The 16,099-nt window shown below is 68.7% G+C and carries 15 protein-coding genes and 1 pseudogene; 11 read left to right on the top strand and 5 right to left on the bottom strand.

All coding sequences use genetic code 11. From position 1 onward, the window contains the following. Positions 1-38 precede the first annotated feature (38 nt). The 3 genes and pseudogenes from ACJH5R_RS10345 to ACJH5R_RS10335 all read left to right on the top strand — a co-directional run. Positions 39-872 (top strand): annotated as a pseudogene (locus ACJH5R_RS10345) (hypothetical protein); the annotation flags it as partial. Between the two features lie 188 nt (positions 873-1,060). After that, positions 1,061-1,567 carry a polyadenylate-specific 3'-exoribonuclease AS gene (locus tag ACJH5R_RS10340; protein ID WP_406781877.1) on the top strand — a complete coding sequence of 169 codons (507 nt, stop codon included), beginning with the start codon at positions 1,061-1,063 and terminating at the stop codon, positions 1,565-1,567. A gap of 72 nt (positions 1,568-1,639) precedes the next feature. Further along, positions 1,640-3,025, top strand: coding sequence for a class II 3-deoxy-7-phosphoheptulonate synthase (locus ACJH5R_RS10335; RefSeq protein ID WP_406781876.1), 1,386 nt, complete (start codon positions 1,640-1,642; stop codon positions 3,023-3,025). Between the two features lie 107 nt (positions 3,026-3,132). On the opposite strand, the gene ACJH5R_RS10330 is transcribed toward ACJH5R_RS10335, so the two are convergent. Further along, a complete protein-coding gene (locus ACJH5R_RS10330; RefSeq protein WP_406781875.1) occupies positions 3,133-4,332 on the bottom strand; it encodes a protein kinase domain-containing protein in 1,200 nt (399 codons plus the stop codon). Between the two features lie 52 nt (positions 4,333-4,384). Between ACJH5R_RS10330 and ACJH5R_RS10325 the strand changes: the two genes are divergently transcribed. Further along, complete coding sequence (locus ACJH5R_RS10325; RefSeq protein ID WP_406758369.1) at positions 4,385-4,789, top strand: Rv2175c family DNA-binding protein; 405 nt, start codon at positions 4,385-4,387, stop codon at positions 4,787-4,789. Between the two features lie 17 nt (positions 4,790-4,806). On the opposite strand, the gene ACJH5R_RS10320 is transcribed toward ACJH5R_RS10325, so the two are convergent. Together ACJH5R_RS10320 and idsA2 are read right to left on the bottom strand one after the other, a co-directional pair. After that, positions 4,807-6,387, bottom strand: coding sequence for an alpha-(1->6)-mannopyranosyltransferase A (locus ACJH5R_RS10320; RefSeq protein WP_406781874.1), 1,581 nt, complete (start codon positions 6,385-6,387; stop codon positions 4,807-4,809). Positions 6,388-6,403: 16 nt separating this feature from the next. Beyond that, entirely contained in the window at positions 6,404-7,453 is a 1,050-nt protein-coding gene (idsA2, locus tag ACJH5R_RS10315) for a bifunctional (2E,6E)-farnesyl/geranyl diphosphate synthase (protein ID WP_406782020.1), read from the bottom strand. Positions 7,454-7,676: 223 nt separating this feature from the next. Between idsA2 and ACJH5R_RS10310 the strand changes: the two genes are divergently transcribed. Beyond that, a complete protein-coding gene (locus tag ACJH5R_RS10310; protein WP_406781873.1) occupies positions 7,677-8,570 on the top strand; it encodes a mycobacterial-type methylenetetrahydrofolate reductase in 894 nt (297 codons plus the stop codon). 13 nt (positions 8,571-8,583) lie between these two features. Here the strand turns inward: ACJH5R_RS10310 and ACJH5R_RS10305 are convergent, their stop codons facing one another. Both ACJH5R_RS10305 and ACJH5R_RS10300 read right to left on the bottom strand, forming a co-directional pair. After that, a complete protein-coding gene (locus tag ACJH5R_RS10305) occupies positions 8,584-9,231 on the bottom strand; it encodes an LppM family (lipo)protein (RefSeq protein WP_406758427.1) in 648 nt (215 codons plus the stop codon). Between the two features lie 154 nt (positions 9,232-9,385). After that, positions 9,386-10,003, bottom strand: coding sequence for a GNAT family N-acetyltransferase (locus ACJH5R_RS10300; RefSeq protein WP_406781872.1), 618 nt, complete (start codon positions 10,001-10,003; stop codon positions 9,386-9,388). Positions 10,004-10,242: 239 nt separating this feature from the next. On the opposite strand from ACJH5R_RS10300, the gene ACJH5R_RS10295 reads away from it, so the two are divergent. The 6 genes from ACJH5R_RS10295 (at position 10,243) to ACJH5R_RS10270 (ending at position 16,094) form a co-directional block, all read left to right on the top strand. Continuing rightward, on the top strand, positions 10,243-10,647 hold the full coding sequence (locus ACJH5R_RS10295) for a DUF3040 domain-containing protein (protein ID WP_406758373.1): 405 nt from the start codon (positions 10,243-10,245) through the stop codon (positions 10,645-10,647). Between the two features lie 306 nt (positions 10,648-10,953). Next, positions 10,954-11,385 (top strand): division/cell wall cluster transcriptional repressor MraZ, encoded by a 432-nt coding sequence (gene mraZ / locus ACJH5R_RS10290; RefSeq protein WP_024440488.1) that lies wholly within the window; start codon positions 10,954-10,956, stop codon positions 11,383-11,385. Next, positions 11,360-12,601 carry a 16S rRNA (cytosine(1402)-N(4))-methyltransferase RsmH gene (gene rsmH, locus ACJH5R_RS10285; protein WP_406781871.1) on the top strand — a complete coding sequence of 414 codons (1,242 nt, stop codon included), beginning with the start codon at positions 11,360-11,362 and terminating at the stop codon, positions 12,599-12,601. Before mraZ ends, rsmH begins: the two co-directional genes overlap by 26 nt. Next, the gene (locus tag ACJH5R_RS10280; protein ID WP_406781870.1) at positions 12,598-13,698 is read left to right on the top strand and encodes a hypothetical protein; all 1,101 of its coding nucleotides are present in this window, start codon (positions 12,598-12,600) and stop codon (positions 13,696-13,698) included. Before rsmH ends, ACJH5R_RS10280 begins: the two co-directional genes overlap by 4 nt. Next, positions 13,695-15,713 (top strand): peptidoglycan D,D-transpeptidase FtsI family protein, encoded by a 2,019-nt coding sequence (locus tag ACJH5R_RS10275; protein ID WP_406781869.1) that lies wholly within the window; start codon positions 13,695-13,697, stop codon positions 15,711-15,713. Before ACJH5R_RS10280 ends, ACJH5R_RS10275 begins: the two co-directional genes overlap by 4 nt. A gap of 132 nt (positions 15,714-15,845) precedes the next feature. Further along, entirely contained in the window at positions 15,846-16,094 is a 249-nt protein-coding gene (locus ACJH5R_RS10270; RefSeq protein WP_406781868.1) for a hypothetical protein, read from the top strand. Positions 16,095-16,099 lie beyond the last annotated feature (5 nt).

Raw genomic sequence — 16,099 nt, 5'->3', positions numbered from 1 at the left:
CACCGCGTGGTGTGCCGTGAGGGCGTACGTTGCATTAGGTGCTGGAATGGTTCCGCGACGACATCGTCGGCCGGGGCAGACTGCCGTTGCTGAGCTGCCTGCTGGCCTTCCTGGTGACGTTTCTGGTGACCCGCTCCGTGGTGCGCTACATCCGCAGCCAGGCCGGAAACCCCGGTCCGCCACGGTGGTGGCAGCCCCGCAATCTGCACTTCGGCACCAAGCACATTCACCACGTGGTCTTCGGGGTGGTGTTGGTGATGGTCGCCGGGGTGACCCTGGTGGCCGCCGGGCCGAACGCGCACGAGCCGGCATTCAGCTTGGCTGCGATAGCGTTCGGGATCGGAGCGGCGCTGGTGCTCGACGAGTACGCGCTGATCCTGCACTTGTCCGACGTGTACTGGGAGGAGGACGGCCGTGCCTCGGTGGACGCCGTGTTCGCCGCCACCGCGGTCACCGGACTCCTGGTGCTGGGCTTTCATCCTCTGACGTTTGTGCTGTCGACGTGGCACGACACCTCCTCGCCGTTGATCCACGCGGGTGTGATCGCCAGCCTGGTGATGGCGTTGCCGTTGGGCGTGATGGTGTTGTTGAAAGGCAAGGTGTGGACCGGGTTGATCGGGATGTTCTTCTTTCCACTGCTGGTGGTGGGCGCGGTGCGGCTGTCCCGCCCGCACGCCCCGTGGGCGCGCTGGCGCTACCTGCCTGATCGTGCGCGCATGCGCCGCGCGCTGGAGCGGGAGCGCCGGCTGCGCCGGCCGGTGATTGCGGCCAAGCTCTGGTTGCAGGACGCGGTCGCGGGCCGGCCCCAGGTGCCCGATGAGCGGGCCGTCGACGCCGAGCTCGACCGTGAGGTGCGGGCCGCGTCGGCGCCGACGGTGCAGTTCATGGTTCCCCGGCAACAGGTCCCCATCGGCAGGCCCCCGGCCAGGCCTCCGGTCAGGCCGGCGCCCGCCGCGGGTTCGCCTGGCCGCTCGGGCCCCAACCGGGTGGTTTCGGAGGCGTCGGCCCCGACCATGCCGGTCGTGACTCCGCGGATCCACCGGCCGGGCGGTTCGTGGCGGTGAGGTACTTCTACGACACCGAGTTCATCGAGGACGGCCGCACCATCGAGCTGATCTCGATCGGCGTGGTTGCCGAGGACGGGCGCGAATACTATGCGGTCTCCACCGAGTTCGACCCGGACCGGGCGGGGCCGTGGGTCCGCACCCACGTGCTGCCGAAGCTGCCGTCGCCGGCGTCGCAGACGTGGCGCTCGCGCCGCCGGATCCGCGCGGATCTGGAGGACTTCTTCGGAGTCGAGCGAGGCGAACCGATCGAGTTGTGGGCCTGGGTGGGGGCCTACGACCACGTGGTGCTCTGCCAGTTATGGGGCACCATGCCTGATCTGCCGGCGCCGATCCCGCGGTTCACTCACGAGCTTCGGCAATTGTGGGAAGACCGGGACCGGCCGCGGCTGCCACCGCGGTCGGCGGGCAGTCACGATGCGCTGGTGGACGCCCGTGACCAGCTACGCCGTTTCCAGGTGATCACGGCCGATGACGATGCGGGCCGCGGAGCGGACCGTTGAGGAGTGGGCCCATCAGCACCGCCAGCGAACTGGCCTGATCAGCCAGGGTCGGCGCCCGGCTACCATGGTCGGGTGAACTGGACCGTTGACGTACCCATCGACCAGCTGCCGGCGTTGCCGCCGCTGCCTGCGGAGCTGCGCGAGCGCCTCGACGCCGCGCTGGCCCGCCCGGCCGTCCAGCAACCGAGCTGGCCCGCTGACCAGGCCAAGGCGATGCGCACCGTGCTAGAGAGCGTCCCGCCGATCACGGTGGCGTCCGAGATCGAGCGTCTCAAGGCGCAGCTGGCCCAGGTTGCCCGCGGGGAGGCTTTCCTGCTGCAGGGCGGCGACTGCGCGGAGACCTTTACCGACAACACCGAGCCGCACATCAGGGGCAACATCCGCACCCTGCTGCAGATGGCCGTGGTGCTGACCTACGGCGCCAGCATGCCGGTGGTCAAGATGGCCCGTATCGCCGGTCAGTACGCCAAGCCGCGGTCGGCCGATATCGACTCGCTGGGGCTGAAGTCCTACCGCGGCGACATGGTCAACGGCCTGGCCCCGGATGCCGAGGCACGCGAGCACGACCCGTCTCGGCTGGTGCGGGCCTACGCCAACGCCAGCGCGGCGATGAACCTGGTGCGGGCGCTGACGTCGTCGGGCCTGGCATCGCTGGAGCTGGTGCACGACTGGAACCGGGAATTCGTCCGCACCTCGCCGGCGGGTGCCCGCTATGAGGCGCTGGCCGGTGAGATCGACCGCGGCCTGAAGTTCATGAGCGCGTGCGGGGTCGCCGACCGGGAGTTGCAGACCGCCGAGATCTACGCCAGCCACGAGGCACTGGTGCTCGACTACGAGCGCGCCATGCTGCGGATGTCCGACGTCGCAGGCACGCCGCAGCTCTACGACCTGTCGGCGCACTACGTGTGGATCGGGGAGCGGACCCGCCAGCTCGATCACGCGCACATCGCGCTCGCCGAGGTGATCGCCAACCCGATCGGGGTCAAGCTCGGTCCGACCACCACGCCGGACCAGGCCGTCGAATACGTGGAACGCCTTGACCCGCACAATGTTCCGGGGCGCCTGACGCTGATCAGCCGGATGGGCAACAGTAAGGTGCGCGACCTGCTGCCGGGAATCATCGAGAAGGTGCAGGCCACCGGCCACCAGGTGATCTGGCAGTGCGACCCGATGCACGGCAACACACACGAGGCCTCTACTGGTCACAAGACTCGGCACTTCGATCGGATCGTCGACGAGGTGCAGGGGTTCTTCGAGGTGCATCACGCGCTGGGCACCCACCCCGGCGGCATCCACCTGGAGTTCACCGGGGAGGACGTGACCGAGTGTCTCGGTGGCGCCCAGGACATTTCGGATGCGGACCTGGGTGGCCGCTACGAGACGGCGTGCGACCCGCGGCTCAACACCCAGCAGTCGCTGGAGTTGTCCTTCCTGGTCGCGGAGATGCTGCGCGGCTGAGTTCCCTCCCCGCGAGGCGGGGCTACCCCCGCGAGCGTGCGTGTCTGCACAGCGACACGCCGCCCAGCGCGTACAACTGTGCACGCTCGCGCCAAAGGATCACCTCGCTAAAGCAGCGCGCTGACGTTGTTGCCCAGCGTCCACGCCAGCGCGGCGACCAAAGTGGTGGCCGCGAACACCACCGCCAGCCAGATGACCACCATCCGGCGTGCGTGTTGGCGCTCCAACACGAACCGGCTCAGTTCGACGCCGCCGAATTGCCCTGTCACCAGCTGATACTGGGTATCGGTGTCGTCCACCCAATCCGCCGGCCCGCGGGTCATGTGCAGCGTCTGGTGTTGCGGTGGCTGGTGTTGTGGCGGCGCCGGACGTTCCGGGGCGCGAGGGGGCGGGGCGGCGTTGTGCTGGGCGGAGTTGCGGGGGGCCGGCACCCGGAACGGCGGCAGCGCCAGCCGCTCGCTGATCAGGTCAACCGCGTGCGCCATCTCCAGCCCGTCGGCATAGCGTTCCGCGGGGTCGCGGGAGGTCGCCCGGGAAACCAGGTCATCGAATTCACCCGGGACGCCGTCGATGGCGAAACTCGGCAGGGGGACATCGTGATCGAGCCGCTGGTAGGCCACCGTCAACGCCGAATCACCGGAGAACGGCGTGTGGCCCGTCAAGAGCTCATAGGTGAGCACGCCGACTCCGTACACATCGCTGGCCGGGCCGGCGTTTCCGTCGCGGACCTGCTCCGGGGACAGGTAGGCCGCGGTGCCCAAAATCACGTTGGTGGAGGTGATTCCGGCCGCCGCGATAGCGCGTACCAGCCCGAAGTCGACCACCTTCACGTCGCCGTCGTCGGAGATCAGGATGTTCTCCGGTTTGACGTCACGGTGCACCAACCCGGCCCGATGCGCGATCCCCAGGGCGCCCAGCACCGGCCGCAACACCGCGGCGACCGCATGCGGCGGCATCGGGCCACGTTCGTTGAGCAGTTCGCGCAGCGTCCCGCCCTCGACGAGTTCCATCACCAGAAACGGCTGCCCGGGGTCGTGCGGGGTACCGAAACCCTGGTCGTACACCGCCACCAGCCCCGGGTCCTTGAGCCGGGCGACCGCCCGAGCCTCGAGCTGGAATCGGGTCAGGAACTGCTGGTCACCGGCGTAGCGCAGATCCATCACCTTGACCGCGACCGGGCGGTCCAGGCGCTCGTCCAGGCCCCGGTACACCGTGGAGGTGCCCCCGGTGGCGATCCGGGTTCCCACCCGGTACCGGCCGTCGAGCAGCGCGCCCTCCAGTGCGTCGCCGCCCCACGCTCCAGTCACTTGGTCATGGTATGTGTGCAAACGGCCGGTCCGGCGGCTTTAAACTTGTGTCGTGAGCAGCATTCCGGCCTCCGAAGACGTGCTTGAACCCGACGAACCCACATTCGACCTGCCCCGGGTCGCCGAGATGCTGGCGGTGCCCGTCACCAAGGTGCATCAGTACCTGCGGGACAACCACCTGATCGCGGTGCGCCGCGCGGGGGCGTTGAGGGTGCCGCGGAACTTCTTCACCGAAGACGGGGACATCGTCAAGAGCCTGCCCGGGCTGCTGGCCGTGCTGCACGATGGTGGCTATCAACAGACCGACATCGTGCGGTGGCTGTTCACCCCGGATTCGTCGCTGTCGTTGACCCGCGACGGTGCGCGGGAGTCGATCGACAACGCCCGCCCGATCGATGCGCTGCACGCACACCAGGCCCGTGAGGTGATGCGCCGGGCGCAAGCCATGGCGTACTGAGTCTCAAGCGGCGTTGTTTAAGCGGCGTCGAGTGCCGGCGCCTGCTGCGCCCTCGACAACCGGTACCAGGCGTACACGGCGCATCCCGTCGCACCGATCACATGCAGCCAGGTGTACATGCCGTGCGAGCCGTCGGGTTTGAAGATCACCATGATCCAGGTCGACGCCGCCGCGATCGCGGCGATCGCCGCGGGTGAACGGACCACGGTGGCCGCCACCGCCAGTGGCCAGGTGTAGTACCAGGGCAACGCCGCCGGCACGAACAGCACCACCACCAGCATGGCCCAGGCGATGCCAGCGACCGCAGCGCGATCGTCACGCCGGGACCGCCACCACAGCACCGGCAGCAGCAGCCCGATCACCGCGACCCCGCTGATCCGGGTGACGTGCAGCACGGCATAGAAGTTGACCGGGGCGAACAGCCCGCCCACGGCGTGGATCAGGTTGGCGGCCGCGGTCGGGACCGTGAGCCAGTTGATGATCTTGACGTTGCCGGCCAGCAGTGCGGTCAACCAGCCCAGGCCCACTCCGGCCAGGGCCGACAGCACGGCGAACACCGCGACGACGATCGCCGCCGACACCGCCGTGGCGATGGCGAATGCGATCGGCGTCGGATAGCCGCGACTTGGACCCCGCGGTTCCAGCGTTGGCTCTCCTTCGTCGAGCCTCGCTGAACCGCGCTTCTCCCGCAGGCGGCGCATCCAGATCCACACCAGGAACGGCAATGCGATTGCGGCGGTGGCCTTTACCGCCGCCGCCAGCGCCACCAGGGTTATCCCGGCCAGGTGACGGCGTTCCAGGGTCAGCGCGATCCCGGCGATCAGCAGGCCGACCATCAACATCTCGTTGTGGACCCCGCCCATCAGGTGGATGATCACCAGCGGGTTGAGCACGGCCAGATACAGCGCTGCGGGGGCGCTGCCACCGACTCGGGCGGCCACCCGCGGCGCGGCCCAGATCAGCAGCGCCAGCCCGGGCAGCATGCACAGGCGCAGCACCATGGTGCCGGCCACCACGTTGTTGCCCACCAACATCGTGACGAGCTTGGCGACCAGGATGAACGCCGGGCCATACGGTGCCGTCGTCGCTGCCCAGATCGGGCTGACATCCTCGAGCAGGGGGTTGGGGTTGTCGACTGGACCGACCACGTACGGGTCGAATCCATCCCGCAGCAGGGCCCCCTGGGCCAGGTAGGAGTAGGTGTCGCGGCTGAACACCGGGACCGACAGCAGCAGCGGTGCCAGCCAGAAGCCGGTGGTGGCGATCAACGTGTAGGTGCTCACGGTGCCCTCGATCACCCGCCGGCCCAAGCCGAGCCAGGCCACCAGCATCACCGCGACCCCGGCCCACAGCAGCACCGACGACAGCACCAGGCCGTGGCCGAAGCGCAGCCACGACAGGTGCAGGGAATCCAGCACCGGGTCCTGGATGCGAGTGCTGCCGGCGCCCAAGCCGCCCAGGGTGATCAGCAGCGCGCCCAGGCAGCCGAGCCATGCGGCTCCGGCCTGCTCGCCGGCGGCGAACTGCCGCAGTCGGGAAAGGCCGCTGGTGGCGTCGCTGGACGCGCGGGCGACCGGTGGGGTGGTGGGGTTCGACATCGACGCTCCGGGATTTTCAGGCGGACCGGTCGGCGACCCGGCGGGCCAGGTCGGTCAGTCCGGCTTTTCCAACCTCGTCAATGGGTGCGGCTTCCAGCGCGGCCATGGCGCGGCGGGTCAGCAGATCGATACGGTCCTCGACGGCTGCCAGTGCGCCTACCGCCTCGATCAGCTCGCACAGTTCGCGGACCTGCGCATCGGTCAGCGCGGTCCCGATCGCGCTGCGTAACCGATTGGCCGCCACCGGATCCGATTTGTCGGCCAGCTCGACGGCCTCGGCCAGCAGCACGGTGCGCTTGCCCGAACGCAGGTCGTCGCCCGACGGCTTGCCGGTCACCGTCGGATCGCCGAACACCCCCAGCACGTCGTCGCGCAGCTGGAACGCCACGCCCAGGTCCGTGCCGAGATCGTGGAACAGCGCCTGAATGTCGGGCCGGTCGGCCGCGGCGGCGACGCCCAGCTGCAGCGGGCGCACCACCGTGTAGGAGGCGGTCTTGTAGGTGTTGACCCGCATCGCCGAGGCGATCGAGTCCACCCCGCTGGATTCGGCGACGATGTCGAGGTACTGGCCGCCCAGCACCTCGGTGCGGATGTCCGACCAGACGCCGCGCACGCGACGCCGGGCATCGGCCGGCAGGTCGGCACCGGCGACGATGTCGTCGGCCCACACCAGCGCCAGGTCGCCGAGCAGGATGGCGGCCGACAAACCGAACTGGTCGGCCGAGCCTCGCCAGCCACGGGCACGGTGCAGCTCGGCGAACTTACGGTGGGTGGTGGGATTGCCGCGGCGGGTGGCCGAAGCATCGATCACGTCGTCGTGCACCAGGGCGCAGGCGTGCAGCAGTTCCAGCGCGGAGAACAGCAGCAATTCGCCGTCGTCGGCATCTCGTCCGGTGATGGCGCGCCAGCCCCAGTAGGCGAACGCCGGACGCAACCGTTTCCCGCCGACGAGAACGAACTCTTCGAGGCCGGTGATCAAAGCCTCGTAGTCGTCGCCGATATAGGCGGTCTCGGTACGGCGGTTGCGCAGGTGGGAGCGCAGCCGTTCGGTCACCGCCGCGGCCAGCTCGGCGGCCGACGGTGTGGTCGCTGCGGTTGCCTTGGAACTCAGCTCGGCGCCCCTTTCTGTGCTGCCCGGCCGGGGACCCCCAGCGTGGGTCCAGCGTAGAGTGTGCCACCACACCCGGGGGGACTGCGGCCGGTAGCGGCCGGCGGCGGGCCATGCTGCCCGTTCCTTACCCTGTGGCACCGTTGACGTCTGCTGACCGTCCGTCATGAGGAGCTAGTACGTGACTTTGAACACCGTCGCACTCGAGCTTGTCCCGCCGAACGTGGAGAAAGGCCCCGAGCAGACGATCGAGGAGGCGCACAAGGTTGTGCGGTTCGCCGCCGAGGCGGGCATCGAAGGGCGGATCCGCCACATCCTGATGCCGAGCATGATTACCGAGGACGATGACCGCCCGATCGAGATGAAGCCCAAGCTCGACGTGCTGGACTTCTGGAACGCGATTCGGCCCGAGCTGCCGGGCGTGGCCGGGTTGTGCACCCAGGTCACCTCGTTCTCCGACGAGGCGGCCCTGCGGAGCCGGCTGGCCGATCTGACCGGAGCGGGGATCGAGGGCGTGGTCTTCGTCGGCGTGCCCCGCACCATGGCCGACGGCGAGGGCTCGGGCATCCCGCCGACCGACGCGCTGGCGACGTTCCGCGCCGACGTGGCCAACCGCGGCGTCATCCTGATTCCCACCCGGGCCGACGAGATCGGCCGGTTCAACTTCAAATGCGACAGCGGCGCGACGTTTGCGCTGACCCAGCTGCTGTACTCCGATGCGATCGTGCCGTTTTTGACCGAGTTCGCCAAGCACAGCGATGCGCGCCCGGAGATCTTGCTGTCGTTCGGCTTCGTGCCGTCATTCGAGAACCGGACCGGCCTGATCAACTGGCTGATCCAGGATCCGGGCAACGCGGCGGTGGCCGCCGAACAGGACTTCGTCAAGACGCTCGCCGACAGCGAACCCGACCAGCGGCGCAAGCTGATGCTCGATCTCTACAAGCGGGTGATCGACGGTGTCGCAGATCTGGGCTTCCCGCTGAGCATCCACTTCGAAGCCACCTATGGCGTGTCCGCGGCGGCATTTCGTACCTTTGCGCAGATGCTCGAGTACTGGTCGCCGCCGACCCGCTGACTTGCGCCGGTGCTCAGCCGGCGGTGTCGTCGGGGGAGCGCAAGCGCGGCGAGCGGTCCCGGCCGTACCAGGCGAGCGCCGCAACCGCGCCCGCCGCGGCGAACGTCGACACGATCAGCCACATGGCGGCGTGGGCGAAGGACCGGGTGCTGGGATCGGTGTAGCGGGCTTGGGCGCTCATGGTGCTCACCACGCCCGGCTTGAGCCGCCACTGCACCGTGTCGCCGCCGATGCGTTCACCGTTGGTGGAGGTCACCTCGCCGGGGAACGCGACGCTCAGCTCGACATCGGCCTCAGGGTCGCCCAGTGAGGTGAGATCCACCCGGCCTTCCAGGATCACCAGGTTTCCGGCCCGTCGCAGCGACAGGTCCACCCCGGCCGCGTCGCGGTGCATTTCGGCCAGCTGCGGCAGTTCGGCGAAGGTCAGGTCGGAGAACACCGCCTGGGAGCCCACGTAGCCGTCCCTGCTGTAGTTGGAGATCGCGATCTTCTGGGGGAACGGCAGATCCGCGCTGAGCTTGGGGCCGGTGTCGTTGTCGTTGCGCGGCTTGGCCGCCACGACGATCTGGCCGGAGACCTGATCGTTGGGGGAGACGGTGATGTTGGCCCGAATCCGCACGCACCCGGCCAACGGTGCCGCGATCAGCAGCAGCGCGACCATGGCCACCAGCCGGCGGTAGATGCTGCCCCGTCGAACCCTGGCCCGAGTGGGCGCTGGAACGGGGCCCCGAACGGTCATTAGCGAACGCCCAACATGCACGACGTCATCGTGCCAGACCGTTGGGTCGGTGCGGCGACGACGCGGCGCTTGACTACTACAACGGCAGGGGCCGGCCCAAGATGGCGAAGGGCCGGGGATCGCCGGCGAAGTGATGACCGCGGATGACGTCGGTGAAGCCCAGTCGTCGGTACAACCGCCAGGCGCGGTTGCCTTCACCACTGGTCTCTGGCGTGGACAGCAGCACGTTGGCTTCGGGCCGTCCGGCCAACAGGCGTCGCGCCAGCGCCTCACCCAGACCGCTGCCCTGGGCGCGTGGGGCGACGTGCAGCTCGGTCAGCTCGAAGTAACTGGCCATCAGGCGCGCGATGTCAGGGTGGGGCAGCCCGCGGCGCTGCAGCCCCAGCACGACCTGCTGCTGCCACCACTGGTCGGGGGCTCCGCAGTAGCCGTACGCCACTCCCAGCAGCTCGGCGCCGTCCAAACCCGCCGGCGCGCCGCCTGGCTCGCCAATCTCGCCGACGTCTCCGGCTGCGTTGTCTGCGAAGGCGGCTACCGCCCGCCAGCCGCTCCGGCGGGTGTGGTCGAGCCACATCGCGGCACGTTGGCTCTCGGTGCCCGGCGGGTAGCCCATCGCGGTGACGTAGACGCGCAGAGCCGCACCGAGATGATCCGCCATTTCGCGCGGCGACATGTCGATGAGGAAGGTCACCAACGTGCAGGTTCCTTTCCCGGAGAAGTGGGTGCGTGCCCGATGCCCGGAGTCCCATTATCGGCGATTGGGTCTGCGGCGTCGGCCGTTGTGGATCGACATCGCCGGGCCGCCGCTACAATCGGCTGGTGAAGCCTGTGGTACGGCGCAGGCTCACCTCGTATTATCAGTGTTAGTTGCCCGCACCAGTCCGTATTGCGCCGTGGGCAGTGAATTGAGCGGCCGTCGGCAAGGAGGGACGAATGCCACTCTCCGATCATGAACAGCGCATGCTCGACGAGATCGAGAGCGCGCTGTACGCCGAGGACCCCAAGTTCGCTTCCAGCGTTCGCGGCGGCGCCCTGCGTACCCCGACTACCCGTCGGCGGGTGCAGGGCATGACACTGCTCGTGGTCGGTCTGGTGATGCTGGTCTCCGGCATCCCCTTCTATGCGACCACCGGCAATTCGGCATTCCTGATTCTGAGCGTGCTGGGCTTCGTGGTCATGTTCGGTGGGGTGGTGTTCGCCATCACCGGCAACCACGCCGCAGCCGGCCGCGATGGTGCGGCCAAGCCGGGCGGCGGTTCGCAACGGCGCGTCAAGGGCGGCGGCGGCACGTTCTCCAGCCGCATGGAAGACCGATTCCGTCGCCGGTTCGAGCCGTAGTCCGATCCAGCGGCACGTATCACGTGAAAGGGCAGCCGATCGGCTGCCCTTTTTTGTGCGCGCGGCAAGCCCGGTGACACGACCCGGGTGCGCCGCTTAGGGGCGTTCGCCCCACCCCGCCCCACTTTGCCTCCACCGGCCATGACCTGGCCGTTTACCGCCCTTGTGGGTCCTTTTTCGTATGCCTGGGCGGCGCGATTGGCGCTCTGGTGGGGCATAGGGGTGGATTCGACCTAGGAAATGGTGCGTAGTGGGGGAATGTGGGGTATCGTGGGCTGACGAAGTCGACATGGCGGGAGGTGGCCGATGTTCCTCGGCACCTATACGCCCAAGCTCGACGACAAGGGGCGGCTCACACTGCCCGCGAAGTTTCGTGATGCGCTGGCAGGAGGGTTGATGGTCACCAAGAGTCAGGACCACAGCCTGGCCGTGTATCCCCGGGCGGAGTTCGAGCAGTTGGCCCGCCGGGCGGCCAAGGCTTCGCGTAGCAACCCGGACGCGCGAGCATTCCTGCGCAACCTGGCCGCGGCCACCGACGAACAGCACCCCGACGCCCAGGGCCGGATCACCTTGTCGCCCGACCACCGTCGCTACGCCAACCTGTCCAAGGAATGCGTGGTCATCGGGTCGGTCGACTACCTGGAGATCTGGGACGCGCAGGCCTGGAGCGACTACCAGCAGACACACGAAGAGAACTTCTCCGCGGCCAGCGATGAAGCACTCAGCGACATCATCTGAGGCGCACGCCCGTGCCTCGTGGCCTCTGTCCGAACCGACCCTGACGTACTTCCCCAACGTCAGGTTCGCGCCGTCGGGCAGGGACCTCGAGGCAAGGGCCTGCGGGCGATCGCAAGCGCGGCGGAGCCGGGCGCCGGGGGTCGCGCGCAGTGGCCCCAGGCTGGCAGCAACTCGTGCAATTCACTGGCCGCAACAGGGAGGTGTTGCTGTGGCCGAACAGGGCGAATTCGGACATGTACCGGTCTTGCTGGAGCGTTGCGTGGAGCTGCTGGCTCCGGCGCTGACCCGGCAGTCGCCCGACGGCCGGGGCGCGACCCTGGTCGACGCCACGCTGGGGGCCGGCGGGCACACGGAGCGGTTTCTGAGCGAGTTCCCCGGACTGCGGGTCATCGGACTGGACCGCGACATCACCGCCCTCGACATCGCCGGGACCCGGTTGGCCCGCTTCGCCGACCGCCTCCAGACGGTCCGCACCCGTTACGACGGGATCGCAGCGGCCCTGTCCAAATCAGGCTTGGCCGCAACCGGATCGGTTGACGCGGTGTTGTTCGACCTCGGGGTGTCCTCGATGCAGCTCGACCGGGCGGAGCGGGGATTCTCCTACGCGCAGGACGCGCCGCTGGACATGCGGATGGATCCGCAGGGTGAACTCACCGCCGCAGACATCATCAATACCTACGACGCGGCGGCGCTGACCGACATCCTGCGCCGCTTCGGTGAGGAGCGTTTCGCATCGCGGATCGCCTCCTACATCGTGCGCCGCCGGGCCCAGACTCCGTTCACCTCGACCGGGGAACTGACGGCGCTGCTCTACGAAGCGATTCCGGCGCCGGCGCGACGCACCGGGGGACACCCGGCCAAGCGCACCTTTCAGGCGCTGCGCATCGCGGTCAACGGCGAACTGGACTCGCTGCGGGGCGCGCTGCCGGCGGCGCTGGAGGCGCTGGCGGTAGGCGGCCGGGTGGCGGTGATGTCCTACCAGTCGTTGGAGGACCGCATCGTCAAGCAGCTGTTCGCCGCGGCGACCGCGTCGCGCACACCGGTCGATCTCCCGGTCGAATTGCCCGGTGACGAACCGAAGTTCACGACATTGACACGCGGCGCCGAACGGGCCGAGGCGGATGAGGTCGAGCGCAACCCACGGGCAGGCTCGGTCCGGTTGCGTGCTGTTGAGCGGGTCCTGGCCGGACCGATCGTCGCATCGAGGGGGAAGTGATGGCGACCAAGCGCAAGCCGCCTGCACGGCAGGGAGACCGTCGCCGTAGTAGCCAGGAGAGTGCAACCCGCACCGGCCCGCGGCGCGTCAACGAGCAGGCGCAGGCCCGGGGCCCGCGGCGGCAGCGCGGGGCGGCGCCCGCAGCAGGTCGTGAGTCCAGGCCGCGCACCGGCCCGCAGAAGGCGGCGTCGCTTCGTCCCGACCCTCGTCCGGTACCGCCGAAGAACACCAAGCAGGCCAAGGCGCGGGCCAAGGCCCGAAAGGCCAAGGCGCCCAAGGTTGTGCGCGTTCCGCTGCGCGAACGCCTGATCACCCGGCTGGCCTCGGTCGACCTCCGGCCGCGCACGCTGGCGGCCAAGGTTCCGTTCGTCGTGCTGATCATCGGCGCGCTCGGCATCGGGCTGGGAATCACGCTGTGGCTGTCGACGGATGCCGCCGAGCGGTCCTATCAGTTGGGCAACATCAAGGAGCGCAACCGCGTCCTGATGCAGCAGAAGGAAGCACTCGAGCGTGACGTGCTCACCGCTGAGTCCGCGCCGGCGCTTGCCGAGGCGGCCCGCGAACTGGGCATGATCCCGAGCCGGGACACCGCGCACCTGGTTCAGGACCCGATCGGCAACTGGGTGGTCGTCGGGGTCCCGAAGCCCGCCGAGGGAGTGCCGCCGCCGCCGCTGAACACCAAGTTGCCCGACGATGTGGCGCCACCGGTCGAGGTGCCGGTTCGGGTGCCGCCGGCCGGACCGAAGCTCGACAGCCGTCATCTGCCCGCCGCAGTCCCGCCCGCTCCGGCGGTGCCCGGCGCGCCGTTGACCATTCCCGGCCTGCCCGGAGTTCCCGGCGCGCCGCTGGCCGGGCCATTGCCCGGGCCCGGCGCGCAGGACATCCCGTCTCTGGCAACGCCGCCGGCCCTCCCGTCGGACGGCGTGGCGCCCGTCGCCTTGCCGCCAGGGTCGGTATTGCCGCCCGAGACGGTGATCCCGCTGGACGGCACGCTTCCGCCTTCGGCCGTCCTGCCGCCCGAGGCGCAGTTGCCGCCGCAACCCCCGCTGCCGCCGGATGTGCTGACCCCGCCGGTGGTGCCGGGAGCCGCGCGATGAGAAGGACCGCGCGGGGGACCGGCCCGGCACGTCGCGCCGACGGCTCGGCCACGGATGCCAAGCGAAAGACCCGCCGAACCGGTACCCCGCCGGCCAAACCGGCCAACTCCGCCAAGGCCGGTAAGACTCCGAAAGCGGCCTCGAAAGCGACTCAGCCAACCGGGCATTCGGCCCGTGAACGTCGAACCCGCCAGGCCACCGAGGTGGGCCTGCGCAGCGCTTCATTCGTCTTTCGTCATCGCACCGGAAACGCGGTCATCTTCCTGGTGCTGGCGTTGTCGGCGGCTCAACTGTTCTACCTGCAGGTCCCTCGGGCATCCGGGCTACGGGCCGAAGCCGCCGGCCAACTCAAGGTCACCGACGTCCAGCAGGCGATGCGCGGCGACATCATCGACCGCACCGGTGACAAGCTCGCGTTCACCATCGAGGCCCGGGCGTTGTCCTTCCAGCCGGTCAAGATCGCCAAGCAACTCGCCGACGCCAAGAAGAAGGACCCGTCGGCCCCCGATCCGCAGCTGCGGCTGCAGCAGATCGCCAAGGAGATCTCCACGCGCCTCGGCAACAAGCCGGACTCCGCGGCCCTGCTGAAGAAGTTGCGCAGCAACGAGACCTTCGTCTATCTCGCCCGCGCCGTCGACCCTGCGGTGGCCGAGGTGATCACCGAGAAATGTCCGGAGGTCGGTAGCGAGCGCCAGGACCTGCGGCAGTATCCGGGCGGATCGCTGGCAGCCAACATCATCGGCGGCATCGACTGGGACGGTCACGGCCTGTTGGGCCTGGAGGACTCGATGGATGCCGTGCTGGCCGGAACGGACGGGTCGGTCACCTACGACCGCGGTTCCGACGGCGTGGTGATCCCGGGCAGCTACCGCAACCGGCACAAGGCCGTCAACGGGTCGACGATCCAGCTCACCCTCGACGACGACATTCAGTTCTATGTCCAGCAGCAGGTGCAGCAGGCCAAGAACGTCACCGGGGCACACGACGTGACGGCCGTGGTGCTGGACGCCAAGAGCGGTGAGGTGCTGGCGATGGCCGGCGACAACACCTTCGACCCTTCCCAGGACATCGGGCGCCAGGAGGCCCGCGAGCTCGGCAACCTGGCGGTATCGTCGCCGTTCGAGCCGGGCTCGGTGAACAAGATCATCACCGCGGCCTCGGTCATCGAATACGGCCTCGGCCACCCCGACGACGTGCTGCAGGTGCCGGGATCGATCAACGTCGCCGATGTCACCGTCAGCGACGCCTGGGAGCACGGCGTCGCGCCGTACACCGTGACGGGAATCTTCGGAAAGTCCTCCAATGTCGGCACCCTAATGCTGGCGCAACGAGTGGGCCCCGAGCGCTGGTTCGACATGTTGGAGAAGTTCGGACTGGGACAGCGCACCGGCGTAGCCCTGCCCGGTGAGAGCGCCGGGCTGGTCCCGCCGGTGGACCAATGGTCCGGAAGCTCCTTCGCCAACCTGCCGATCGGCCAGGGACTCTCGATGACGCTGCTGCAGATGGCCGGGATGTATCAGGCCATCGCCAACGACGGCCTGCGGATTCCGCCGCGGATCATCAAGGCGACCATTTCCGCCGACGGCAGTCGTGCCGAAGAGCCCCGGCCCGAAGGCGTCCGGGTGGTCTCGGAGCAGACCGCGGCGACCGTGCGCAACATGCTGCGCTCGGTGGTGCAACGTGATCCGACCGGCGTTCAGCAGGGCACCGGATGGCAGGCCGCGGTCGACGGCTACCAGATCGCCGGGAAGACCGGTACCGCACAGCAGATCAACCCGGCCTGCGGTTGCTACTACGACGACGTCTACTGGATCACCTTCGCCGGGATAGCGCCGGCGGACAATCCGCGCTACGTCATCGGCCTGATGATGAACAACCCCCACCGCGCGGCGGACGGGTCGCCCGGCACCTCGGCGGCACCGTTGTTCCACAACATCGCCGGGTGGTTGTTGCAGCGCCACAACGTGCCGTTGTCGCCGGACCCGGGCCCGCCGCTGGTCCTGCAGGCGATGTAGCCGACAGCCGATCCGTCGACTCGCGTCCGTAAAAAAAGACGTGATTCCGTCGTTTTGCCGGTCGTTCTGTGGTTATCGTTCGGACAACGCGGGGGCAAAGGGGGTCCCGGCGCCGAAGAGAAAGGGTCGATCATGGCCCGAAAAACCATTGCGATCGGTTACGCAATTCCGGGGGTTCTCGCCGCGGCGGCAGGAATGGTCGCTGGGGGGCTGCTCGGCACACCCATCGCGAGTAACCATCACGTCAGCGGCTGTTTCATGACCAAAGAGGGAACCTGCGAGGACGTGCCGGACCCGACCCAGTACGGATGTGCGCCCGGTGACTTCCAATGCATGTTCGACAAGAAGCTCAAGCAGCCGCCGCCACCCTCTGACGGCTGAACCGG

It is taken from the genome of Mycobacterium sp. SMC-19 (assembly GCF_045310815.1).
Classification (GTDB): Bacteria; Actinomycetota; Actinomycetes; order Mycobacteriales; family Mycobacteriaceae; genus Mycobacterium.
The sequence above is the reverse complement of the archived record's forward strand: the minus strand, read 5'-3'. Positions and strand labels throughout refer to the sequence as shown.

Excerpts from the sequence above, each read along its gene's own strand:
- mraZ (WP_024440488.1), top strand. The coding sequence starts at position 10,954 with ATGTTCCTCGGCACCTATACGCCCAAGCTCGACGACAAGGGGCGGCTC.
- rsmH (WP_406781871.1), top strand. The coding sequence starts at position 11,360 with ATGAAGCACTCAGCGACATCATCTGAGGCGCACGCCCGTGCCTCGTGG.
- ACJH5R_RS10305 (WP_406758427.1), bottom strand. The coding sequence starts at position 9,231 with ATGGTCGCGCTGCTGCTGATCGCGGCACCGTTGGCCGGGTGCGTGCGG.
- ACJH5R_RS10320 (WP_406781874.1), bottom strand. The coding sequence starts at position 6,387 with ATGTCGAACCCCACCACCCCACCGGTCGCCCGCGCGTCCAGCGACGCC.
- ACJH5R_RS10270 (WP_406781868.1), top strand. The coding sequence starts at position 15,846 with ATGGCCCGAAAAACCATTGCGATCGGTTACGCAATTCCGGGGGTTCTC.
- ACJH5R_RS10275 (WP_406781869.1), top strand. The coding sequence starts at position 13,695 with ATGAGAAGGACCGCGCGGGGGACCGGCCCGGCACGTCGCGCCGACGGC.
- ACJH5R_RS10295 (WP_406758373.1), top strand. The coding sequence starts at position 10,243 with ATGCCACTCTCCGATCATGAACAGCGCATGCTCGACGAGATCGAGAGC.